Source organism: Bordetella holmesii (genome assembly GCF_020735985.1).
Lineage (GTDB): Bacteria > Pseudomonadota > Gammaproteobacteria > Burkholderiales > Burkholderiaceae_B > Bordetella > Bordetella holmesii.
The window spans coordinates 549,235-566,562 of record NZ_CP085973.1; the positions used below are offsets into that span (position 1 = coordinate 549,235).

A 17,328-nucleotide genomic window follows, 5' to 3' on the forward strand; every position below is an offset into this window, starting at 1 on the left:
GCTCAGTCGCTGCCGGCGGCGCTGGCTTTGTAGGCGCTAAAGCGCAGCGCCGGCCCGGAGACGTGGTCGGCCACGAAATCCAGAAAGAGACGTATCTTGGCCGGGATCATCGCCGTGTCCAGGATGGTTGCGTACATCCCCTCCTCGAACGTCGTGTTCGTCACGCGATAATCCGGGAAGACGCGCGCCAGCGTGCCGCGCGCGATGTCGCTCTGCACGGTGTAGTCATTCAGCAGGGCGATCCCTTCGCCTAACCGCGCCAGCTCCAGCAGGGCCACGCCGTTGTTGCTGACATGCCGCGGCTGGATCGGTATGTCGTCGATGAGGTCATCGCGCTTGAAGCGCCAACGGTACTGTTCGCCCGGCAGCAGATAGGCCAGGCAGGCGTGTGTGGCGATGTCGGCGGGCTGGGCAGGCATGCTGCGGCGGGCCAGATAGGCGGGCGAGGCCACCAGATAGCGCTCGCTTTTAAACAGAATGCGTCGCTTGAGGCCGGCTTCGACGGGCGGAGAAATACGGAAATCAATATCGAAGTTGTTGCGCCGCAGGTCGGTCTTGGCCTCGGAGAGCACCAGTTCGATATGGATGTCCGGATACTGTTGCCGAAACTCCGCCACCAGCGGCGGCAATACACCCAGGCCAAACATCATGCGCGAATGCACGCGCAGGATGCCTTTGGGCGCCGAGCGTATCTCCGTGATATTGCGATGCGCCTCGTTGATACTCCAGAGTATGCCGTCGAGCTGACTGGCGTATTCCTGGCCGGCTTCGGTCAGCACGACCTGGCGTGTGGAACGCAGCAAAAGCTTGACGTTCAGCTCGCTCTCGAATTCGGTGATCATGCGAGATACCGAAGTGGCCGATACTCCGAACTGCCGCGCGGTTTCGGAGAAGCTTTCCGTTTTAGATATCGACAGAAAAAGCTCCATCGCGCGCAGCTTGTCCATCATTCCTCCACTTTTCGCAGCACAGAACGCCGTTTTTCTTGTATTCCGGCCAGGGGTACCAGCCTCTAGAATTTCCTCAAAATCCGCTATTGAGGGGACATTATGGAATTCGGCGTATTCATTCTGGCGCAGCAACGAGGTTACCACCAGTCCTCCAAGCAAGTCATTAACAACTCCATCGAGCAGACCGTTGTGGCCGAGCAGGCAGGCTTTGACACGGCCTGGTATGCCGAGCACCATTTCAACAACTACTCGTTGTCGCCCTCGCCGCTGATGACGGTCGCGCACGCCGCGGCCAAGACGCAGCGCATTCGCCTGGGTACGGCCGTCTGCATCCTCCCGCTCTATCATCCGGCGCGTTTTCTGGCCGAAGTCGGATTTGTCGATACCGTCTCCAACGGCCGTCTGGAGCTGGGTGTAGGGTCGGGCTACCAGGAGTTCGAGTTCGAGCGTTTCGGGGTGCAGATCGCCGAGTCCGGTGCGATCTTCAATGAGTTCCTGGACGTGATTCCAAAGGGCCTGACGCAGAAGATCTTCGAGCATCAGGGGCAGTACCTGAACATCCCTCCGAGTTCGATCGCCGTGCGCTGTCTGCAGGATCCCATGCCGCCGATCTGGATCACCTCGGGCAATCCGGTAACGCTGGGCCGCGGCGTGCGCGAGAGCCACAACCTGTTCGTCACTGCACTGCTCAATGGCAACGAGGCCATCGCGGGTCTGCGTGGGCGCTTGGAGAAAGTGGCCAGCGACAACGGCAAGGATCTCGATCGGGACGTCAAGTTTGGTTTTCTGCGTTGCGGCTATGCGTCGGACAACAATGCCGAGATCGATGCCTATCTCGATTGTGCCCGTTTCCAACGCCGTATCTCCGAGAGCCTGAAGTATCGCCGCGCGCAAAGCGACGATGGTTACATGGTCAAGGAAGTGCCCTCCGAGACCGACCCCACATTCGAACAGTTGCGCAAGAATCTGCCCGTCGGATCGGTCAACGAGGTCATCGACAAGATGCTGGAAGAGATCAGCATCCTGCGTCCCAAACACATCGCGCTGCAAACCCAGCTCGGCGACTTCGATCAGAAGACCATGCTGCGGCAGATCGAACTCTGGGGCGACAAAATCATTCCGGCCATCCGCAAGGAAATCGGCAGCACGGCAGCGCTCGCCTGAGGAGGGAGCCATGCAGATCTATCTGAGCAACGCGGGGTCCATCACCCTGCGCAACCCGAAAGACTTCCGGCGCCTGGACGTGCTGGCCGATCCTCAGCCTCGTGAGCGGCTGGAGCAAGCCATCGCCCGGGTGGGGCGGCGCGAGGACGAACGCCATCTTCGACTGGCGCCGTCGGTGCTGCGTTTTCTGTCGCAGCATGCCGGCGATCCGCAATGGGAGGCCGACTTCTCGGCCATGGTCGACTACGCGGCCCAGCATGGCTGGGTGAACGAGCGCGGCGACATTCGCGCGCACATGATCGTCAACGAACGCGACGAAGTGGTGTCCATCGACGATTTCAAAGCCGCCATGCGGGCTTTGCCGGCGGGCATCAGTGCGATCAGCACCGGGGACGGTCAGCAGGTCGCGGGGATGATCGTCTCGAGTTTGACGTCGATCTCCGCCGAGCCGCCCATGGTCGGGTTCTTCGTGCAGCAGACCTCGTCGGCGCGCGATGCGCTTGTGCGCAATGGCCGCTTCGTAGCGAATGTGCTGGGCGAGGACCATGATGATGTCATCCAGGCCTTTTTGCGCCAGCCGCAGGGCGAGGCGCGCTTTGCCAGCGGCGGCTGGGCGATGACCGAGCAAGGCCTGCCCGTGCTGGGTGATGCCTTGGCCAGCATCGAGTGCGACATCGTCTGCACGGAAGTGCTGGGCACGCACGATCTCATCGTCGGCAAGATTCGCAAGACGACGTGTCGCCCGGCGCAGCCGGTCATCAACTTCAATTCGGCCACGCACCGGCTCTCGCGCTTGCAATAATCGGAATGCCGAGCGGACGTGCCCGGGGCTTGCCGGTCACGGCTCAGTCGAGGACGATATGGTTGTCCTTGATGACCTTGCCCCAATACTGGCGATCGGCCTGCAGTTGGGCCTGCAACGCTGACGGCCCGCCGGCCTTTTCTGTTTGGCCGTTGGTCAGCAGCATTTGCCGGAAGGACGCGGTCTGCACGGTGTTGACGGCGGCTTCGGCGTAGGCGTGAATTAACGCCGCAGGGGTGCCTCTGGGGGCATGCAGCGCTGTCCAGTAGCTGGCTTTGAGCTGGGGATACCCCAACTCGGTGACGCACGGCACGTCTGGCAGCGCCGGATCACGGCGGTCCGTGGTGAGGGTGAGAATCTTCACCGCTCCGGCCTTTTGATGATCGGCCAAGGCAATCGGCGTCATGAACGACAGGTCGTTGCGGCCCATGATCAAGTCGATCAGGCTGGTGGGAGTGCTTTTGTACGGAACGGCTGTCAGCGGGATGTCCAGCGCCTTTGACAGGATCAGCCCATAGAGGTCCGTGACGCTGCCCGGCCCGAGCGATCCATACGTCAGCGCCCGCCCTTGCCGCCTGGCATAGGCCACGAGATCAGGCAGCGAACTGACTCCCAATTGCGGCGGCACGCTGATCGTCAGCGGGCCATCAAACAGCATGGCGACGGAGTCGAAACTCTCGAATCCATACTGCAGGCCAGGACGCAACAGGATGTTCAGCGAGATAGGTCCGGAGCCGCCCATCAGCAGGGTGGATCCATCAGGAGCGGCGCGCGCGACCTGGCTGGCGCCGATGATGCCGTTGGCGCCAGGTTTGTTCTCGACAATGAATGGGCGTCCGGTGCGGGCTCCCATGCCCTCGGCCAGCAGCCGTGCAAAATTGTCGTTGGGGCCGCCTGCGGCATAGGGAACGATCAGCGTGACGGGCTTGGCGGCCGCGCGCAAGGGCCGGGTGAGCGCCATGAGGGTGCCTGCCGCGATGAAACCGCGGCGCGTGGGCATATACATCGTTCTGTCTCCTGACCCCGGCGCCTCGTCTGCCCGCCTCCGCTTGCGGGCCGGCCTTGTAAGTCAGGCTGGCGTCTCTGGGTGAATCGGCGCCATCCGGCCGTCCGTGTTTGTTGTCTACACAATGGTAAGTTCTATCGGAAGGGGAGATTACCCCTTTCTGATGCAGAACAGTTATGCGCAAATCGCCGGAGTTCGTCCGTAGCATGGACGGTCGGATCCGGCGCCGGGTCGGGGTCGACGCCTGCCGAGTGATGTGCGAGAGTGCGTCGTTGTTCCGATGGGCGGCAAGCCGCCTGCGACCCTACGCAGAGAAGACGATGACCGTTGACACCGCACTTATGCGCGCTGCCTTGCAGGCGCCAGCCGTAAGCACTGTCGTGGCCGATCCGGCCAGTGTGCAAGCCGCGATAGCAAGCCGTTTCTGTTGCCGTGAATTTCTCGGCACGCCCGTGGCGCGCGCGACCATCGAGCGCATTCTGCGCCTGGCCAGTTGGGCTCCATCGGGGTCAAATATCCAGCCGTGGAAGGTCTATGTCGTGCAGGGGGCCAGCCGCGATGCGCTGTCGCGCAAGGTGTGCGAGGCCAACGATGCGCTGGCGGCCGATCCGGCGCTGGCCAGCCAGTACCGCGAGGAGTATCAGTATTACCCCGATCCCTGGGTGTCGCCATACCTGGAGCGTCGGCGCGCCTGCGGACTCGGGTTGTATGGTGTGCTGAATATCGCCAAAGGCGACAGGCTGCGCATGCATGCGCAGATGCAGTGCAACTACGAATTCTTCGGCGCGCCCGTGGGCATATTCTTTACCAACGAGAGTCTGATGGCGGAAGGGGCGCTGGTCGATACCGCGATGTTCGTGCAGAACGTCATGATCGCCGCGCGCGCCGAAGGCTTGCACACCTGCATTCAGGCAGCATGGAACCCTTTCGCCTCTATTGTCCTGCCGCATCTGGGCGCGCAGAAGGAGCGGCTGGTGTGCGCGCTGGCCTTGGGCTATGCCGACGAGCAGGCGCCGGTCAACACCTTCCGACCCGACCGCGTGGATCCGGCGGCCTATACGTCGTGGCTGGATTTAGCCCCGTCCGCTAGGGCTTGCCGGACCTTGGTTTCCGACACGTATGACGGTCATGCCGAAACCTCGTTGTCTTTCTCACTTATTGAGAGACAACGTCGCCGCGACTCGTTTTAGTATCATGGACGCACTATTTTTTGCGTAAGCCCTGCCTGCAGGCCGCTTCAAGAGTATCCATGAGCGACATCTTTCATTTCGAGGCCGGCACCGCGCCGCTGCTGATCTCTATTCCTCATCTGGGTAGCCTGATTCCCGAGACGCAAAAGCCGCTCATGACGCCGCTGGGGTTGCGTTCAGGGGACACGGATTGGCATCTGGATTGCCTCTATGCCTTCGGTAAGAAGCTGGGTGCCTCGTTTCTGTGGGCGCGTTATTCGCGCTATGTGGTCGATTTGAACCGGCCGCCCAATGACGAGAGCCTTTATCCCGGCCAAGCCAAGACGGGCCTGTGCCCGACGCAGACCTTTGACGGTCAGCCGCTTTATCTGGATGGCCGTGACAGCATTGCAGACGACGAGCGCGAGGCGCGCCGCATCCAGTACTGGCAGCCGTATCACGACCAATTGCGCACCGAGATCGATCGGCTGCGCGCACAGCACGGCAAGGTCTTGCTGTGGGAGGGGCATTCCATCGCCAGCGTGATCCCACGCCTGTTTGACGGCAAGCTGCCCGATCTGAATATCGGCACGGCGGCGGGCGCCAGCGCCGCGCCCGGAATTCAGGAGATTATCGAGCGTCAACTGGCCACGCAGACGGACTACAGTTGGGCAGTCAACGGCCGCTTCAAGGGGGGCTACATCACTCGCCACTACGGAAATCCCGCTGGCAACGTGCATGCGGTGCAGCTGGAAATGTGCCAATCCACCTACATGGAGGAGCACTATCCCTATGCCTGGGCCGAGGATGCGGCAGCCCGCGTGGGCGCGCTGGTAGAGCGGCTGGTGAGCCAGGCGTTCGAGCAACTCTGAGCCAGGCCCAACGCGGGTGCGTGACCGCCTCTTGAGGCCGTGGCGTGAGTCGACATCGGGCTCACGCCTTTTTTATGTCGTGCGTGTACGGGTTTCGGTGGCACGGTTTGACCTATGACAACTACAATTCCCCGACTCAACGGGGAACTCATGTCGATAGAAAGAAGCTCGGCCGCCGAGATTTTTGACAGCGTACGCGCGCAGGTAGAGGCCGGTGCGTACGCGCCGGGCAGTGTTTTGCCGCCCGTGCGCGAGTTGGCTGCCGCGTTGGGGGTCAATCGCAATACCGTGGCGGTTGCCTACAAGCGCCTGGTGGCAGCCGGCATTGCTCATGCCCAGGGGCGCTTGGGTACGATGATCCGCCCGCCGGACGGGCCCGGTCAACAGGAGGGCGCCCCGGTTGGCGGCACGCTCGTGGATGTTGCCAGCGGCAATCCCAACCCCGCCTGGCTGCCCGCGCCGCGTTTGTCCGTGCAGCCTGCCCGCTTGTATGGTGAGCAGACGGTCAATGTGGCGCTGCAGGCCTACTTGCGAGCCTGGTTCGGGCCGGATTGCCCCGGCGATTTTGAGGTGGATGTTACCCACGGAGCGGTTGATGCCATGGAACGTCTGCTGGGTGCCTGCCTGGTGGCAGGCGACGGCGTGGCGGTCGAGGATCCCTGCTTTCTGAGCAGCATCAACCTTTTGCGCCTGGGCGGTTTTCGGGCAGTTGGGGTGCCCGTCGATCAGGAGGGTATGCAGGTTGCCGGCCTGGAGGCGGCGCTGGCCGGCGGTGCGCGGGCAGTCATCATGACGCCGCGAGCGCATAACCCCACCGGGTGCAATCTGAGCCGCAGACGAGCCACGGCGTTGTCGCGGGTGTTGGCGCGGTATCCGCAGGTCATGGTGATTGTCGATGACCATTTTGCTTTGCTGGCCGAAGCGCCGTTTTATTCGGTGTTGGGGCGCCAGCGGGCACGCTGGGCGCTGGTGCGTTCGGTGTCCCAAGCATTGGGGCCGGACCTCAGGGTGGCGGGCGTGGCCAGCGATTCTGCGACGGCGCAACGGCTGCGGCTGCGACTGGCGCCAGGGACGAACTGGGTGAGTCATCTTCTGCAGGACATGGTGCAAGCGGCATTGCTTGACGACCGCGCACGGCAGTTGATTGCCCGTGCGAGCAAGGAGTATGCGCGCCGCCGACGGAATCTGATGCAGGCGTTGCTGGAGTTCGGCCTGGTCGGCGCCTGCGGCGCTGACGGACTCAATGTGTGGCTACCTGTCGCCGACGATAGCGCGCAGGCTGCAGCCATGGCGCGCCGAGGGTGGGCCGTTCGGGCCGGGGAGGGTTTTGGCGTGGAACGCGCCATCCATGGCCTGCGGTTGACCATCTCCACGCTCGATGCCGCGCAATGCCACCGTCTGGCGCGCGACCTGCGGGACTGTCTTGCCGGCACGGTTGCCGCAGAGTGATTGGCCGAAAGTCGTGGCCGCGTGGCGGCATTGCCGCGTGCTATATTGTCCTATGACAAAGTTAGCCGGGCCAGAAAAGCCGATCCTTTGGGTAGAGTGATATGTGCGCCACGCCGACACAACATGAATTGCATGGCCGTTGGCCGCAGGCCAGGACCGTGGACGACTTTCGGGTCAATCTGGCGGCCGTACAGGCGCGTATCGATGCGGCATGTGACCGCGCCGGCCGCGCTGCTGGCAGTGTGAGGCTGTTGCCCGTGAGTAAAACGGTCGATGAGGCACGCATCCGGCTGGCCTATGCCGCCGGATGCCGGTTCCTTGGCGAGAACAAGCTGCAAGAAGTCTCGCGCAAGTGGGAGGCGTTGGCCGACTTGCCGGATTTGCGCTGGTCGGTGATCGGTCATTTGCAGACCAACAAGGCCAGGCTCGTGGCGCGTTACGCGCAGGAGTTCCAGGCGTTGGATAGTTTGAGGGTCGCGCAGGCGCTGGAGCGGCGCTTGCAGGACGAAGGCCGCGCATTGGATGTGTTCGTGCAGGTCAATACTTCGGGTGAAGACAGCAAGTACGGATTTGCTCCAGACCAGGTCGAGTAGTTCTTGCGCGATCTCGCGCCGTTTTCTGCGTTGCGGGTGCGTGGGCTCATGACGCTTGCCCTGCTGTCGACCGAGGCAGAGCGCGTGCGGCAATGTTTTACCGGGCTGCGTGTGTTGCGCGATCGATTGCGCCAGGGCATGCCTTACGTCGAGGAACTCTCGATGGGGATGTCCGGCGACTATGAGATCGCCATCGAAGAAGGGGCTACGGTCGTGCGTGTCGGCCAGGCCATTTTTGGCGCCCGCGACACGCCTGACGCGTTCTACTGGCCCGAGCGCTAAGGCGGCCGCTTTTCCGAGGCGCGCAATGGCGGTACGCTAGTGTGCCAGGTGCAGCGCTCATGACTTCCGACTCGACAAACCACGGTTCTTCTCTTTGCGGTATCGGCATGGTGCTGGGCACGTTGCTGTTCGCTGCCTCATTGACGCCTTCGCTGGTGCCGCGTTCACCCATGGTCCAGGGGCTGCTTGGCGGGTTTTGCCTGGCGGCAGGGTATGGGCTGGGTGTGTTGATGCGACGAGCCTGGCAGATGATGGCCCTGCCCCGGCTGAGTCCATGTTGGCACAGGCGAGCGTTGGCCGTGACCTGGGCCGGATGCCTGTTGCTGGCGGTCTTGACCTTACGCTGGGCGTTGGAGTGGCAAAACCGTCTGCGCGCGCTCATGGATATGCCCGCCCTGGATAGCGGCGGACCTTGGACCGTGGCCGGGCTGGCGCTGCTGACGTTTGGCGTCTTGTTGCTGATCGCACGTCTGCTCGGTTGGGTGCGCCGCCGGCTGACCGCCAAGCTGTCGCGCTACGTCTCCGGGCCCTTGGCCGGTTTGGCGGCCCTGGTGCTGACGGCGGTGTTTTTCTGGATGTTGGGCAATGGCGTGCTGGTGCATGGCCTCATGCGGTCGGCAGATCGGCTCTATGCCGGGCTGGATGCGTTGGTCGAGCCCGACATTGCCCAGCCGCAGTCGGCAGGCAAGACGGGGGGGGCGGGCTCTTTGCTCGATTGGGAGCGACTGGGGCGGCAGGGCAGACGGATGATCGCCGCCGGGCCCGACGCCGCCGCCATTGCGCAGGCGACCGGGAAGGCTGCGCTGGAACCCTTGCGTGTCTACGTGGGCCTGAATTCTGCGGATACGCCGCAGGCCTGCGCCCATCTCGCCTTGGCGGAACTCAAGCGCATCGGGGCGTTCGAACGCGCCAATCTGGTCATCGCCACGCCCACAGGCACCGGCTGGGTCGATCCCGAAAGCCAGGAAGCGCTTGAGTATGTATTGCATGGCGATGTGGCAACCGTGTCGGTGCAGTACTCCTATCTGCTGAGCTGGCTGGCGTTGCTGGCGGATCCTGAGTATGGCGTGGAGACGGCACGGGCCGTGTTCGCAACCGTCTATGGTTACTGGCGCACGCTACCGCAAGACAAGCGGCCACGGCTCTACCTGCAGGGCTTGAGCCTGGGCGCACTCAACGCAGACTTGAGCCACGACCTGTTTCAGGTCATCGACGCGCCTTATGATGGTGCGCTGTGGTCGGGGCCGCCGTTTGACACGCCGACCTGGCGCGCGGTCACGCAGGGCCGCAACGCCGGCTCGCCGGCCTGGCTGCCTGTTTTTGGCGATGGGTCCGTCGTGCGCTTTACCAGCCAGCGCAACCACCTGGACGATGCCGCGGTACCGTGGGGCAAGTATCGGATCGTGTTTCTGCAGTATGCCAGCGATGCGGTGACGTTCTTTGACCCGCATGCGCTGTGGCGCCGGCCCGGCTGGATGGAGGCGCCTCTGGGACCGGATGTCTCGCCCGATATGCGGTGGATTCCCGTGGTGAGTTTTCTGCAATTGGCGTTTGACCTCGTACTCGCCGTCGAACCCCCCAAGGGGCATGGCCATGTCTACGCCTTTGACCATTATCTGGATGCCTGGGCCAGCCTGACCGGGCCGAGCGACTGGACCGCGTCATCCCTGGCCGCCCTGAAGCGATATCGGGCCGCGCGCAGCACCCCGCCTTGAGGCCGTGTCGGCCGCGCGGGTCGCATGCGCTAGCATGTCGACCATTCCTTGTCTGGAGATGACGCATGAGCGCCTTGGACGTTTTTCCCGTTACCCGCAAATGGCCGGCCCTGCACCCGGACCGTATTCAGCTCTATTCGCTGCCGACGCCCAACGGCGTGAAGGTCTCCATCATGCTCGAGGAAACCGGCTTGCCTTATGAGGCGCACCGGGTGAGCTTTTATGCGCAGGATCAGTTCTCGCCAGAGTTCTTGTCGCTGAGCCCTAATAACAAGATCCCGGCCATTCTGGATCCGCACGGCCCGGACGGCAAGCCGCTGGCCTTGTTCGAGTTCGGCGCGATCCTGGTGTATCTGGCCAGCAAGACCGGCCGCTTCTTGCCTGCCGAGGCGGTAGGCCGCTTCGAGACCTTGCAGTGGCTGATGTTTCAGATGGGGGGCATCGGGCCGATGTTCGGCCAGTTGGGCTTTTTCCATAAGTTTGCCGGCAAAGCGTACGAAGACAAACGACCGCTCGACCGTTATGTCGCCGAATCCAGCCGCCTGCTGAGCGTGTTGGACGGGCGGCTGCAGGACCGTCAATGGGTCATGGGTGAGCAGTACACCATCGCCGATATTGCCATTTTCCCGTGGGTGCGCAATCTGGTCGGCTTTTATGGCGCTGGCGAGTTGGTGCAGTTCGAGCGTTTCGCCAACGTCAAACGCGTGCTGGAGGCCTTTGTCGATCGTGCGGCCGTCCAGCGCGGCTTGCTCATCCCGGCGGCGTAACCCACCAAGCGGCCACTCTGGCGGCAGCGTCGCAAGAGTGGTCGGCAAACACGCACCCGTGGTTCTGGCTGGCGTGGGCCGAATTTGCTGGAGAAGTCGAAGGTGTTTCCGCTCGTCCCAGGCCTGGTTGGCCTTTATCTCGTCTGGCGCTATGTCAGCCGACTTCCCTTGGGTCTGCCTATCCGCTGCCTGTTGTCCTTGTTGCTCATGGGTCTGATCGAGCACCATTGGTTGGTGAGCCGATTCTTCGGCACGATTGCATCGCCGGAGATTCCCCGCCTGGCCATCATGGGCCTGGGCACGGTGTTCGGCGCGCTGATGCTGTTGGCCGCCGCGCTGCTCATCAAGGATGTCATCGGCCTGGGGCAGTGGCTGTTGACCCGTCAGGCGGGCATATGGCGCCGCCCTCCCGGGGCATGGACCCACGCCCTGGCACTGGTTTGCCTGGTGCTCGCCGGCATAGGTGTCTGGCAGGGAACGCGGCAGCCAGCGTTACGACAGATGGACGTCGCCATTGCGGGACTGGCTCCGGAGTTTGAGGGCTATCGTATCGCCCACCTGACGGATCTGCACACCAGCAGTCTGCTGCGAGGCCCGTGGTTGGCGGAAGTGGTCGCGCGTACCAATGCGGCGCAGCCGGATCTCATCGTCATTTCGGGCGATCTGGTCGATGGCACGCCCCAGGCGCGAGCGCAGGATTACCCGGCTTTTGGGCACTTGCGCGCGGCTGACGGCGTATTTGGGGTGACGGGTAACCACGACTACTACCAGGGCTATCCGCAATGGCTGGACGTCTTTGGCCAGCAGGGTATCCACATGCTGATGAATACCCACGTCGTTCTGCGGCGCGGGCAGGGCGAACTGGTGCTCGCTGGGGTGACTGATCAGATCGCACCCACGCGCGACGCCGCAGGGCCGGACGTTGCTCAGGCGCTGGCCGGACGGCCTCGGGGCGCTGCCGTGGTGCTGCTCGACCACAGACCGGGTGCCGCCCGGGCCAATCGTGCTGCGGGAGCGGACCTGCAGCTCTCCGGCCATACTCATGGTGGCCATATCCTCGGCATGGATAGGATCGTGGCGCGATTCAATGGCGGTTTTGTTTCGGGACGCTATGACGTGGACGGCGGTCAGCTCTATGTGAGCAACGGCGCCGGCCTGTGGCCGGGCTTTCCGTTGCGTCTGGGGCGGCCCTCCGAGATCACCGTCATGACGTTGCGGGCTGCGCCTTAATCCGTTGTCTCCTCGGCCGACAGGCGCAGCTGAGTTTTGAGCATGTCGTAGACATGACGGGTAAGCGGGTTGATGAGGTCCCGGCGTATCCAAAGAAAATAGTTCACGTCGGGAAGCGGCGGCAGGCCTTCTTTCTCGCCCAGCACGCGCATGTCCGGGCCCAGCAGTTCAACGCTGCGTGCCGTCACGCCCAGGCCTGCGCGCAGTGCGGCCTTTATCCCTACCAGATTGGGGGCGACATAGTTGGTCTGCCATCGCACTTGGGATTGCTCCAGCGCATTGAGCGCGAGGCGGCGGAAAATGCTGGGTTCGTCGGCCAACACGAGGGGAACGGGGGCGTGGTGGTCGTGGACGTAGTCGGCCGAGCACAACCACACGGTCGGCGACGTACGCAACACGACGCCTTCGAGCGCAGGGTCGAAGCGGGTCGAGACCGTCAGGTCCAGTTCGCCGTGGCGCAGTGCCGTCATCAGGTTCGGGCTGCGATCGACGCGGATTTCGAGTTTGACGCGCGGGAAGGTTCGCGCCACATGGGTCAGCAGGCTGGGCAGAATGCTGTCGGCCACATCGTGCGGCGAGCCCAGCCGCAATGCACCTTCCAGCAGGCTGTCCTGCAAGGCGCGTAGGGCTTCATCATTGAGGGCCAGCATATGCCTGGCATAGATGACGAGTTTCTCGCCGTGGGCCGAGAGCCGTTTGTGGCGGCCGCGTTTTTCGAACAAGGGCAGTTCGATAAGCTGTTCCAGCCGTTGCATCTGCTGCGTGATGGCCGATTGCGTCTTGTGCAGGTTGTCGGCGGCCGCAGAAAACGAGTCGTGTTCAACGATGGCGACCAGCGTGCGCAGCAGGTCGAGGTCCAGGGTGCGCATGGCGGGTTCTCGGTGTGGATGACTAGCTGCGTCGACAGTAGCGTAATTTCGCCGTTTGCGCCGCATACCAGGCCCTGCGCGTGTCAGGTCATGAACCGGAACGCAGCGCGCTCGCGCTCGTCGATCTGCGCGGTCAGGCTTGTTTCCCATTGCAAATACTGAATGGCGGCCTGGCGGTTCCCCTGGTGGCGGTCATGCACGAAGAAAAGAAAGTCGATGCAGGCTTCGTCGGCGGGCAGGTCGGGCGTGCGCGCCAGCGGCAGACCCGCTGCCTCCCATTGACCAGGCGTGTCCATGAGCAGTTCCGCGTCCGCGTGGCCGGCGTAGTCGCGGGCATACAGCTCGGCCACGCGGGCGTCGGCGGCGATGATGACCGCGCCCGCGGGCAACGCCTCGCCGCGGCTGCGAGTTCGCCACTGTGCCGTGGCGATATGGCTCTGACGATAGGCCATGCTGGGGCGCAGGTCGACGAAGCAGCGGCCCTGGTCGAACCGCTTGCGGGCCTGAGCGCTATCGATGAGCCGCAGCCCGTTGTCGGGCTCGGTAGGCGGATGTGGGGTCCAGGCAAGTGATCCGGCCTGCAGAACATAGACTTCCCAGCCTAACTGGCCTAGCCAGCTGGCCACGACCGGTGCGCGGATTTCCTCGCCGTCGACCAGCACCAGGCGCGCGCCGCGCGTACCCACGAACTGATCGGTGGCCTGCAGCAATTGTCCGCCTGCCGCGTGTGCGGCGCCGGGCTGCGTCGCCGCGGCGTACTCCTGCTGCGTGCGGATATCGAAAACATAGGTTGTGCGCGCCGTGTCGGCCTGCAGGGCAGCCAACGCCTCGGGGGTAATGACCGACACGCCGTGGCGCTCGGCCAGTGCCCCGGCGCGCTGCCGGGCCCGGCCTAGCTGTCCAGCAGAACACTCCATACCGTGACGCCGTGTCTGGCCGTGCTCCAGTGTGTAGTCGTGCAGAAACCACCCCTGGGTGCCGTTCTCCAGTGCATAGACAGGGTTGCGGACACCGAGGTTGATGAGTGTCTGCGCGCCAATGATGCTGCGGGTGCGACCGGCGCAGTTGATCACGATGGTGGTATCGGCGTCGGGCACGAGCGCGTCGATACGCAGCGCCAGTTCGCCATTGGGACAGCAGATGGCGCCAGGGATGCTCATTTTCCCGTACTCGCCATAAGGCCGGCCATCCAGCACGACGAGGTTATCGCCCCGAGTCTGCCGCCGATGCAGTTCGTCGGCGCTCATGGTCGGGGTGTGCAGGGTCTGCTCGACCAGCTCACCAAATGTTTTGCTCGGAAGGTTGACGCCAGCGAAGACGGCATATCCCTGGCTCTGCCAGGCGGGCAGCCCGCCATCCAGAATGGCGACCTGCGGGTAGCCCAGTGCCTGCAATACCGCCGCAGCCCGTTCGGCCAGCCCGTCGTCATTGTCATAGAGCACGAGGCGGGTGGATCGCCGCGGCACCAGCCTGCGGACGTCGAACTCCAGCAAGCTGTACGGAGCATTGACGGCGTAGAACAGATGCGCCTGACCATACTGGCCGTGCTCGCGGATATCGAGCAACGCGATCTCCGCGCCATCGTGCAAACAGGCCTTGAGCGCGCAGGCATGGATACGTAACGGGGAGGCCGGCGTTGAGGAGGCGCTCAGAGGCGGGATCATCGACGGGTGCTGACGCCGATGGCCATCTGCTGGCAGGTCCCGTTTTCCAGATCGAAAGCCAGCCGTTGATCCAGCGTCTCGAGGGCGCGGCCATACATGTGCAGATGCCTGATCACATCCTGTCCTTCGATATGGACGGCATGGATATCGTCGGGCATCAGTGCGATGCCGCCGCCGGGGCCGACCACCACGGTGCCGCTGCGGGCCAAGCGGGCCCGTCCCGGCTGGCTGCCATCGTCCAGGCGATCGTAGGTGTAGTTGAGCTCGACGCCATCGACAGCCGCGATGCAGGCCCAGGTGGTGTGGTTGTGGGGCACGATTTTCTTGCCCGGGCGCATGACGTTCAGATAAAGCGCATAGCTCTGGTCGTCGTCGGCATGGATCAGGTAGCGCGCCTGCAACTCGCCTTCCTCCGGCGCCGGGTAACGGGCCGCGTCCCATCACGTTTTGTGCGCGGCCAGATCGATGAGCTTGGCCAGCGTGGACGCCAGCGTGGCGCGGTTCTCGCCCTGGGCTTGGAGGTCGGTCCTTATCTGGGCGATGGTGGCGCGGATTTCTTCGGCCGCCGGATGGCGGTGCTGCATGAGCCGCTCCTGCAAAGTCAACGGAAACAGGCGTTCACCTTAAAGACCTTGGGCGGCAGATTCAAATTAGGATTACAGGCGCAATCATAAGCATGGCTAATGGATGCGCCTGTCTCCCTCACGGCGGGTCATCTGCGGGTGAAGATCTGCCCACGCCTGCAGTGAGATCATCTCCTGTCGGTCGGCTATCAGCGGTCGGTGAACACCGGGGGGCGCTTTTCAAGGAAGGCCCGCCGGGCTTCCTGGGCGTCCTCGGTTTTGGCGACCTGGGCTGTCATGTCCTGCTCGTAGCGGTAGCCGTCCCGAAGGCTCATGTCTTCGATTGCATTGGCGGTCTGGATCATCAGTTGCACCGACGTTGGGCTCTTGCTGGCGATCTGCTGCGCCATGTCACCGGCTGCAGCCAACAGTTCGGCGCCCGGCACGCAGGCCTCGACGATACCCAGCCGGTAAAGTTCTTGGGCGGATACGCGCAGTCCCGTGAGCATCATGCGGCGTAGGCGCGAGTGGCCGAACAGGCGCTGCGCATGCTTGACGCCGCCCAGCAAGCCGACGTCGACCTCCGGCAGCGCCAAGCAGGCCGTGTCGGCGGCGATCAGGATGTCGCAGCTGGCCGCGATACCCAGCCCAGCTCCCAGCGCCGGTCCATTGAGCGCGGCGATCACCGGCTTGGGACATTCACGAATGGCATGAAAAAGCTCACGTGTGCGGCGTGAATGCTGAGGCAGGCCGCCAGGTTCGGCGAGCATTTTCGAGCGGCCTTTCAGATCTGCGCCGGCGCAGAAAATCCTGCCCTCGCCAGTCAGGATGACACAGCGCACCTCGGGATCTTCTCCAAACATGTCCAGCGCCAGCGTGAGCTCCTGGATGAGGGTGGTGTTGACGGCATTGACGGGCGGGTGCGCCAGCCAGACGGTTGCGACGGAGCCTTTTTGCTCGACGCGCAATGTGGAAAATTCATAAACAGGCATGAAGTCCTTCCCGGATTCAGATGGCTTTTTCGGACCGTAACTGCACGATCTCCGCGTTCGATAAGCCCATTTCTGCCAGCACCTCGTCCGTGTGCTGGCCCAGCGTCGGTGGGCCTTGATCCAGACGCAGGCTGCTATTGCGAAAGCGGATGGGGCTTCGCACTTGGGGCATGGGCATGCCGTCAGGGTGAGATACGTCAAAGCGCATTTCGCGGTGTCGCACTTGCGGGTCCTGCAAAACGTCCGCGATAGTGTTGATGGGTGCCGACGGCAGGCCCTCGGCTTCGAGGGCGGCCAGAAGCGGCGCCTTGTCGTGCTGGAGCAGCTGTTCATCCAGCCAGGGATCGAGTTCGGCCAAATGGGTAACGCGGCCGGCGTTATTGCGGAACCGCTCATCCTGAGCCATGTCGGGGTGCCCAAGCACCCGACACAATTTGGCGAACTGGGTGTCGGACCCGATGGCCAGAATGATGCGACCGTCGCGGCATTGGTAGACCCGTTGCGGCTGGATATTGGGATGGCGGTTGCCGCGCCGTTGCGGAACCTGATCCGAGAGCATGTAGTTCATGGCCTGGTTTGTCAGCAACGTGACGCCGACATCGAGCATGGCCATGTCGACATGCTCGCCTTCGCCGGTGACGTCGCGCCGCGCCAGCGCGGCCAGAATGCCGGTGGCCGCGTACAGTCCGGTGATGAGGTCCACCATGGGCACGCCTATCTTCATTGGGCCGCCGCCTGCGCGATCGTCCGACTCGCCGGTAATGCTCATCAAGCCGCTCATGGCCTGAATCATGAAATCGTAGGCAGGCTGTTGCGCGCGCGGTCCCGTCTGTCCGAAGCCTGTTACCGAGCAGTAGATCAGGCGCGGGTTTTCTCGCCTGAGGTCTTCATAACCCAGACCCAGCCGATCCAGGGTGCCGACCTTGAAGTTCTCCAGTACAACGTCGGCATCGCGCGCCATGCGGCGGATGAGCGCCTGGCCCTGCGACGACTTGAGATTGACTGTCACCGAGCGCTTGCCGCGATTGCAAATGAGGTAGTAACCCGATTCGCCGGTGCGAGAGCCATCTTCGCGCTTCAGGAAGGGAGGTCCCCAGGCGCGGGTGTCATCGCCCACCTCGGGTTGTTCAATTTTGGTGACGGTGGCACCCAGGTCGGCCAGGGTCTGGCTCGCCCAAGGGCCGGCCAATACGCGGCTCAGGTCGAGGACACGGATGTGAGACAGCGGATGAGGCATAGAG

Annotated in this window: 14 protein-coding genes and 2 pseudogenes; 9 read left to right on the forward strand and 7 right to left on the reverse strand. The window is 63.4% G+C overall.

Features of this window, described 5'->3' with window-relative positions; genetic code table 11:
- Window positions 1-2 precede the first annotated feature (2 nt).
- On the reverse strand, window positions 3-947 hold the full coding sequence (locus tag LK440_RS02560) for a LysR family transcriptional regulator (RefSeq protein WP_005015651.1): 945 nt from the start codon (window positions 945-947) through the stop codon (window positions 3-5).
- A gap of 102 nt (window positions 948-1,049) precedes the next feature.
- On the opposite strand from LK440_RS02560, the gene LK440_RS02565 reads away from it, so the two are divergent.
- Window positions 1,050-2,114 carry an LLM class flavin-dependent oxidoreductase gene (locus tag LK440_RS02565; RefSeq protein ID WP_005015650.1) on the forward strand — a complete coding sequence of 355 codons (1,065 nt, stop codon included), beginning with the start codon at window positions 1,050-1,052 and terminating at the stop codon, window positions 2,112-2,114.
- A 10-nt stretch (window positions 2,115-2,124) separates the two neighbouring features.
- Window positions 2,125-2,916: a flavin reductase family protein gene (locus tag LK440_RS02570; protein ID WP_005015649.1), complete on the forward strand. Its 792-nt coding sequence runs from the start codon at window positions 2,125-2,127 to the stop codon at window positions 2,914-2,916.
- Between the two features lie 43 nt (window positions 2,917-2,959).
- On the opposite strand, the gene LK440_RS02575 is transcribed toward LK440_RS02570, so the two are convergent.
- Window positions 2,960-3,916 (reverse strand): tripartite tricarboxylate transporter substrate binding protein, encoded by a 957-nt coding sequence (locus LK440_RS02575; protein WP_227944768.1) that lies wholly within the window; start codon window positions 3,914-3,916, stop codon window positions 2,960-2,962.
- Window positions 3,917-4,242: 326 nt separating this feature from the next.
- On the opposite strand from LK440_RS02575, the gene LK440_RS02580 reads away from it, so the two are divergent.
- The 7 genes and pseudogenes from LK440_RS02580 to LK440_RS02610 all read left to right on the forward strand — a co-directional run bounded on the left by LK440_RS02580 (window position 4,243) and on the right by LK440_RS02610 (window position 11,999).
- Window positions 4,243-5,112 carry a nitroreductase gene (locus LK440_RS02580; protein ID WP_005015647.1) on the forward strand — a complete coding sequence of 290 codons (870 nt, stop codon included), beginning with the start codon at window positions 4,243-4,245 and terminating at the stop codon, window positions 5,110-5,112.
- Window positions 5,113-5,171: 59 nt separating this feature from the next.
- Window positions 5,172-5,963 carry an N-formylglutamate deformylase gene (gene hutG, locus LK440_RS02585; protein WP_005015646.1) on the forward strand — a complete coding sequence of 264 codons (792 nt, stop codon included), beginning with the start codon at window positions 5,172-5,174 and terminating at the stop codon, window positions 5,961-5,963.
- Between the two features lie 150 nt (window positions 5,964-6,113).
- Window positions 6,114-7,412, forward strand: coding sequence for a MocR-like B6 salvage transcription factor PtsJ (gene ptsJ, locus LK440_RS02590; RefSeq protein ID WP_005015642.1), 1,299 nt, complete (start codon window positions 6,114-6,116; stop codon window positions 7,410-7,412).
- Between the two features lie 101 nt (window positions 7,413-7,513).
- Window positions 7,514-8,287 (forward strand): annotated as a pseudogene (locus tag LK440_RS02595) (YggS family pyridoxal phosphate-dependent enzyme).
- Window positions 8,288-8,346: 59 nt separating this feature from the next.
- The gene (locus LK440_RS02600) at window positions 8,347-10,002 is read left to right on the forward strand and encodes an alpha/beta hydrolase (RefSeq protein WP_026087859.1); all 1,656 of its coding nucleotides are present in this window, start codon (window positions 8,347-8,349) and stop codon (window positions 10,000-10,002) included.
- A gap of 65 nt (window positions 10,003-10,067) precedes the next feature.
- The gene (locus LK440_RS02605; protein WP_005015633.1) at window positions 10,068-10,769 is read left to right on the forward strand and encodes a glutathione binding-like protein; all 702 of its coding nucleotides are present in this window, start codon (window positions 10,068-10,070) and stop codon (window positions 10,767-10,769) included.
- A gap of 102 nt (window positions 10,770-10,871) precedes the next feature.
- Window positions 10,872-11,999 (forward strand): metallophosphoesterase, encoded by a 1,128-nt coding sequence (locus LK440_RS02610; RefSeq protein WP_227944769.1) that lies wholly within the window; start codon window positions 10,872-10,874, stop codon window positions 11,997-11,999.
- On the opposite strand, the gene LK440_RS02615 is transcribed toward LK440_RS02610, so the two are convergent.
- The 5 genes and pseudogenes from LK440_RS02615 to LK440_RS02640 all read right to left on the reverse strand — a co-directional run bounded on the left by LK440_RS02615 (window position 11,996) and on the right by LK440_RS02640 (window position 17,324).
- Complete coding sequence (locus LK440_RS02615; protein WP_005015626.1) at window positions 11,996-12,868, reverse strand: LysR substrate-binding domain-containing protein; 873 nt, start codon at window positions 12,866-12,868, stop codon at window positions 11,996-11,998. The genes LK440_RS02610 and LK440_RS02615 overlap by 4 nt on opposite strands.
- Window positions 12,869-12,951: 83 nt before the next feature.
- On the reverse strand, window positions 12,952-14,532 hold the full coding sequence (locus LK440_RS02620; RefSeq protein WP_005015622.1) for a rhodanese-like domain-containing protein: 1,581 nt from the start codon (window positions 14,530-14,532) through the stop codon (window positions 12,952-12,954).
- Window positions 14,529-15,116, reverse strand: a pseudogene (locus LK440_RS02625) (hypothetical protein). The gene LK440_RS02620 and the pseudogene LK440_RS02625 overlap by 4 nt, the downstream one beginning before the upstream one ends.
- Before the next feature lie 188 nt (window positions 15,117-15,304).
- Window positions 15,305-16,087, reverse strand: coding sequence for an enoyl-CoA hydratase/isomerase family protein (locus LK440_RS02635; protein ID WP_005015618.1), 783 nt, complete (start codon window positions 16,085-16,087; stop codon window positions 15,305-15,307).
- Window positions 16,088-16,103: 16 nt separating this feature from the next.
- Window positions 16,104-17,324: a CaiB/BaiF CoA transferase family protein gene (locus LK440_RS02640; RefSeq protein WP_005015615.1), complete on the reverse strand. Its 1,221-nt coding sequence runs from the start codon at window positions 17,322-17,324 to the stop codon at window positions 16,104-16,106.
- Window positions 17,325-17,328: the final 4 nt, after the last annotated feature.

What these genes read in the sequence shown, in the direction of transcription:
- LK440_RS02640 (WP_005015615.1), bottom strand. Translation starts at nt 17,324, where the DNA reads ATGCCTCATCCGCTGTCTCACATCCGTGTCCTCGACCTGAGCCGCGTA.
- LK440_RS02635 (WP_005015618.1), bottom strand. Translation starts at nt 16,087, where the DNA reads ATGCCTGTTTATGAATTTTCCACATTGCGCGTCGAGCAAAAAGGCTCC.
- LK440_RS02560 (WP_005015651.1), bottom strand. Translation starts at nt 947, where the DNA reads ATGGACAAGCTGCGCGCGATGGAGCTTTTTCTGTCGATATCTAAAACG.
- LK440_RS02580 (WP_005015647.1), top strand. Translation starts at nt 4,243, where the DNA reads ATGACCGTTGACACCGCACTTATGCGCGCTGCCTTGCAGGCGCCAGCC.
- LK440_RS02600 (WP_026087859.1), top strand. Translation starts at nt 8,347, where the DNA reads ATGACTTCCGACTCGACAAACCACGGTTCTTCTCTTTGCGGTATCGGC.
- LK440_RS02570 (WP_005015649.1), top strand. Translation starts at nt 2,125, where the DNA reads ATGCAGATCTATCTGAGCAACGCGGGGTCCATCACCCTGCGCAACCCG.
- LK440_RS02620 (WP_005015622.1), bottom strand. Translation starts at nt 14,532, where the DNA reads ATGATCCCGCCTCTGAGCGCCTCCTCAACGCCGGCCTCCCCGTTACGT.
- hutG (WP_005015646.1), top strand. Translation starts at nt 5,172, where the DNA reads ATGAGCGACATCTTTCATTTCGAGGCCGGCACCGCGCCGCTGCTGATC.
- LK440_RS02615 (WP_005015626.1), bottom strand. Translation starts at nt 12,868, where the DNA reads ATGCGCACCCTGGACCTCGACCTGCTGCGCACGCTGGTCGCCATCGTT.
- ptsJ (WP_005015642.1), top strand. Translation starts at nt 6,114, where the DNA reads ATGTCGATAGAAAGAAGCTCGGCCGCCGAGATTTTTGACAGCGTACGC.
- LK440_RS02565 (WP_005015650.1), top strand. Translation starts at nt 1,050, where the DNA reads ATGGAATTCGGCGTATTCATTCTGGCGCAGCAACGAGGTTACCACCAG.
- LK440_RS02575 (WP_227944768.1), bottom strand. Translation starts at nt 3,916, where the DNA reads ATGCCCACGCGCCGCGGTTTCATCGCGGCAGGCACCCTCATGGCGCTC.
- LK440_RS02605 (WP_005015633.1), top strand. Translation starts at nt 10,068, where the DNA reads ATGAGCGCCTTGGACGTTTTTCCCGTTACCCGCAAATGGCCGGCCCTG.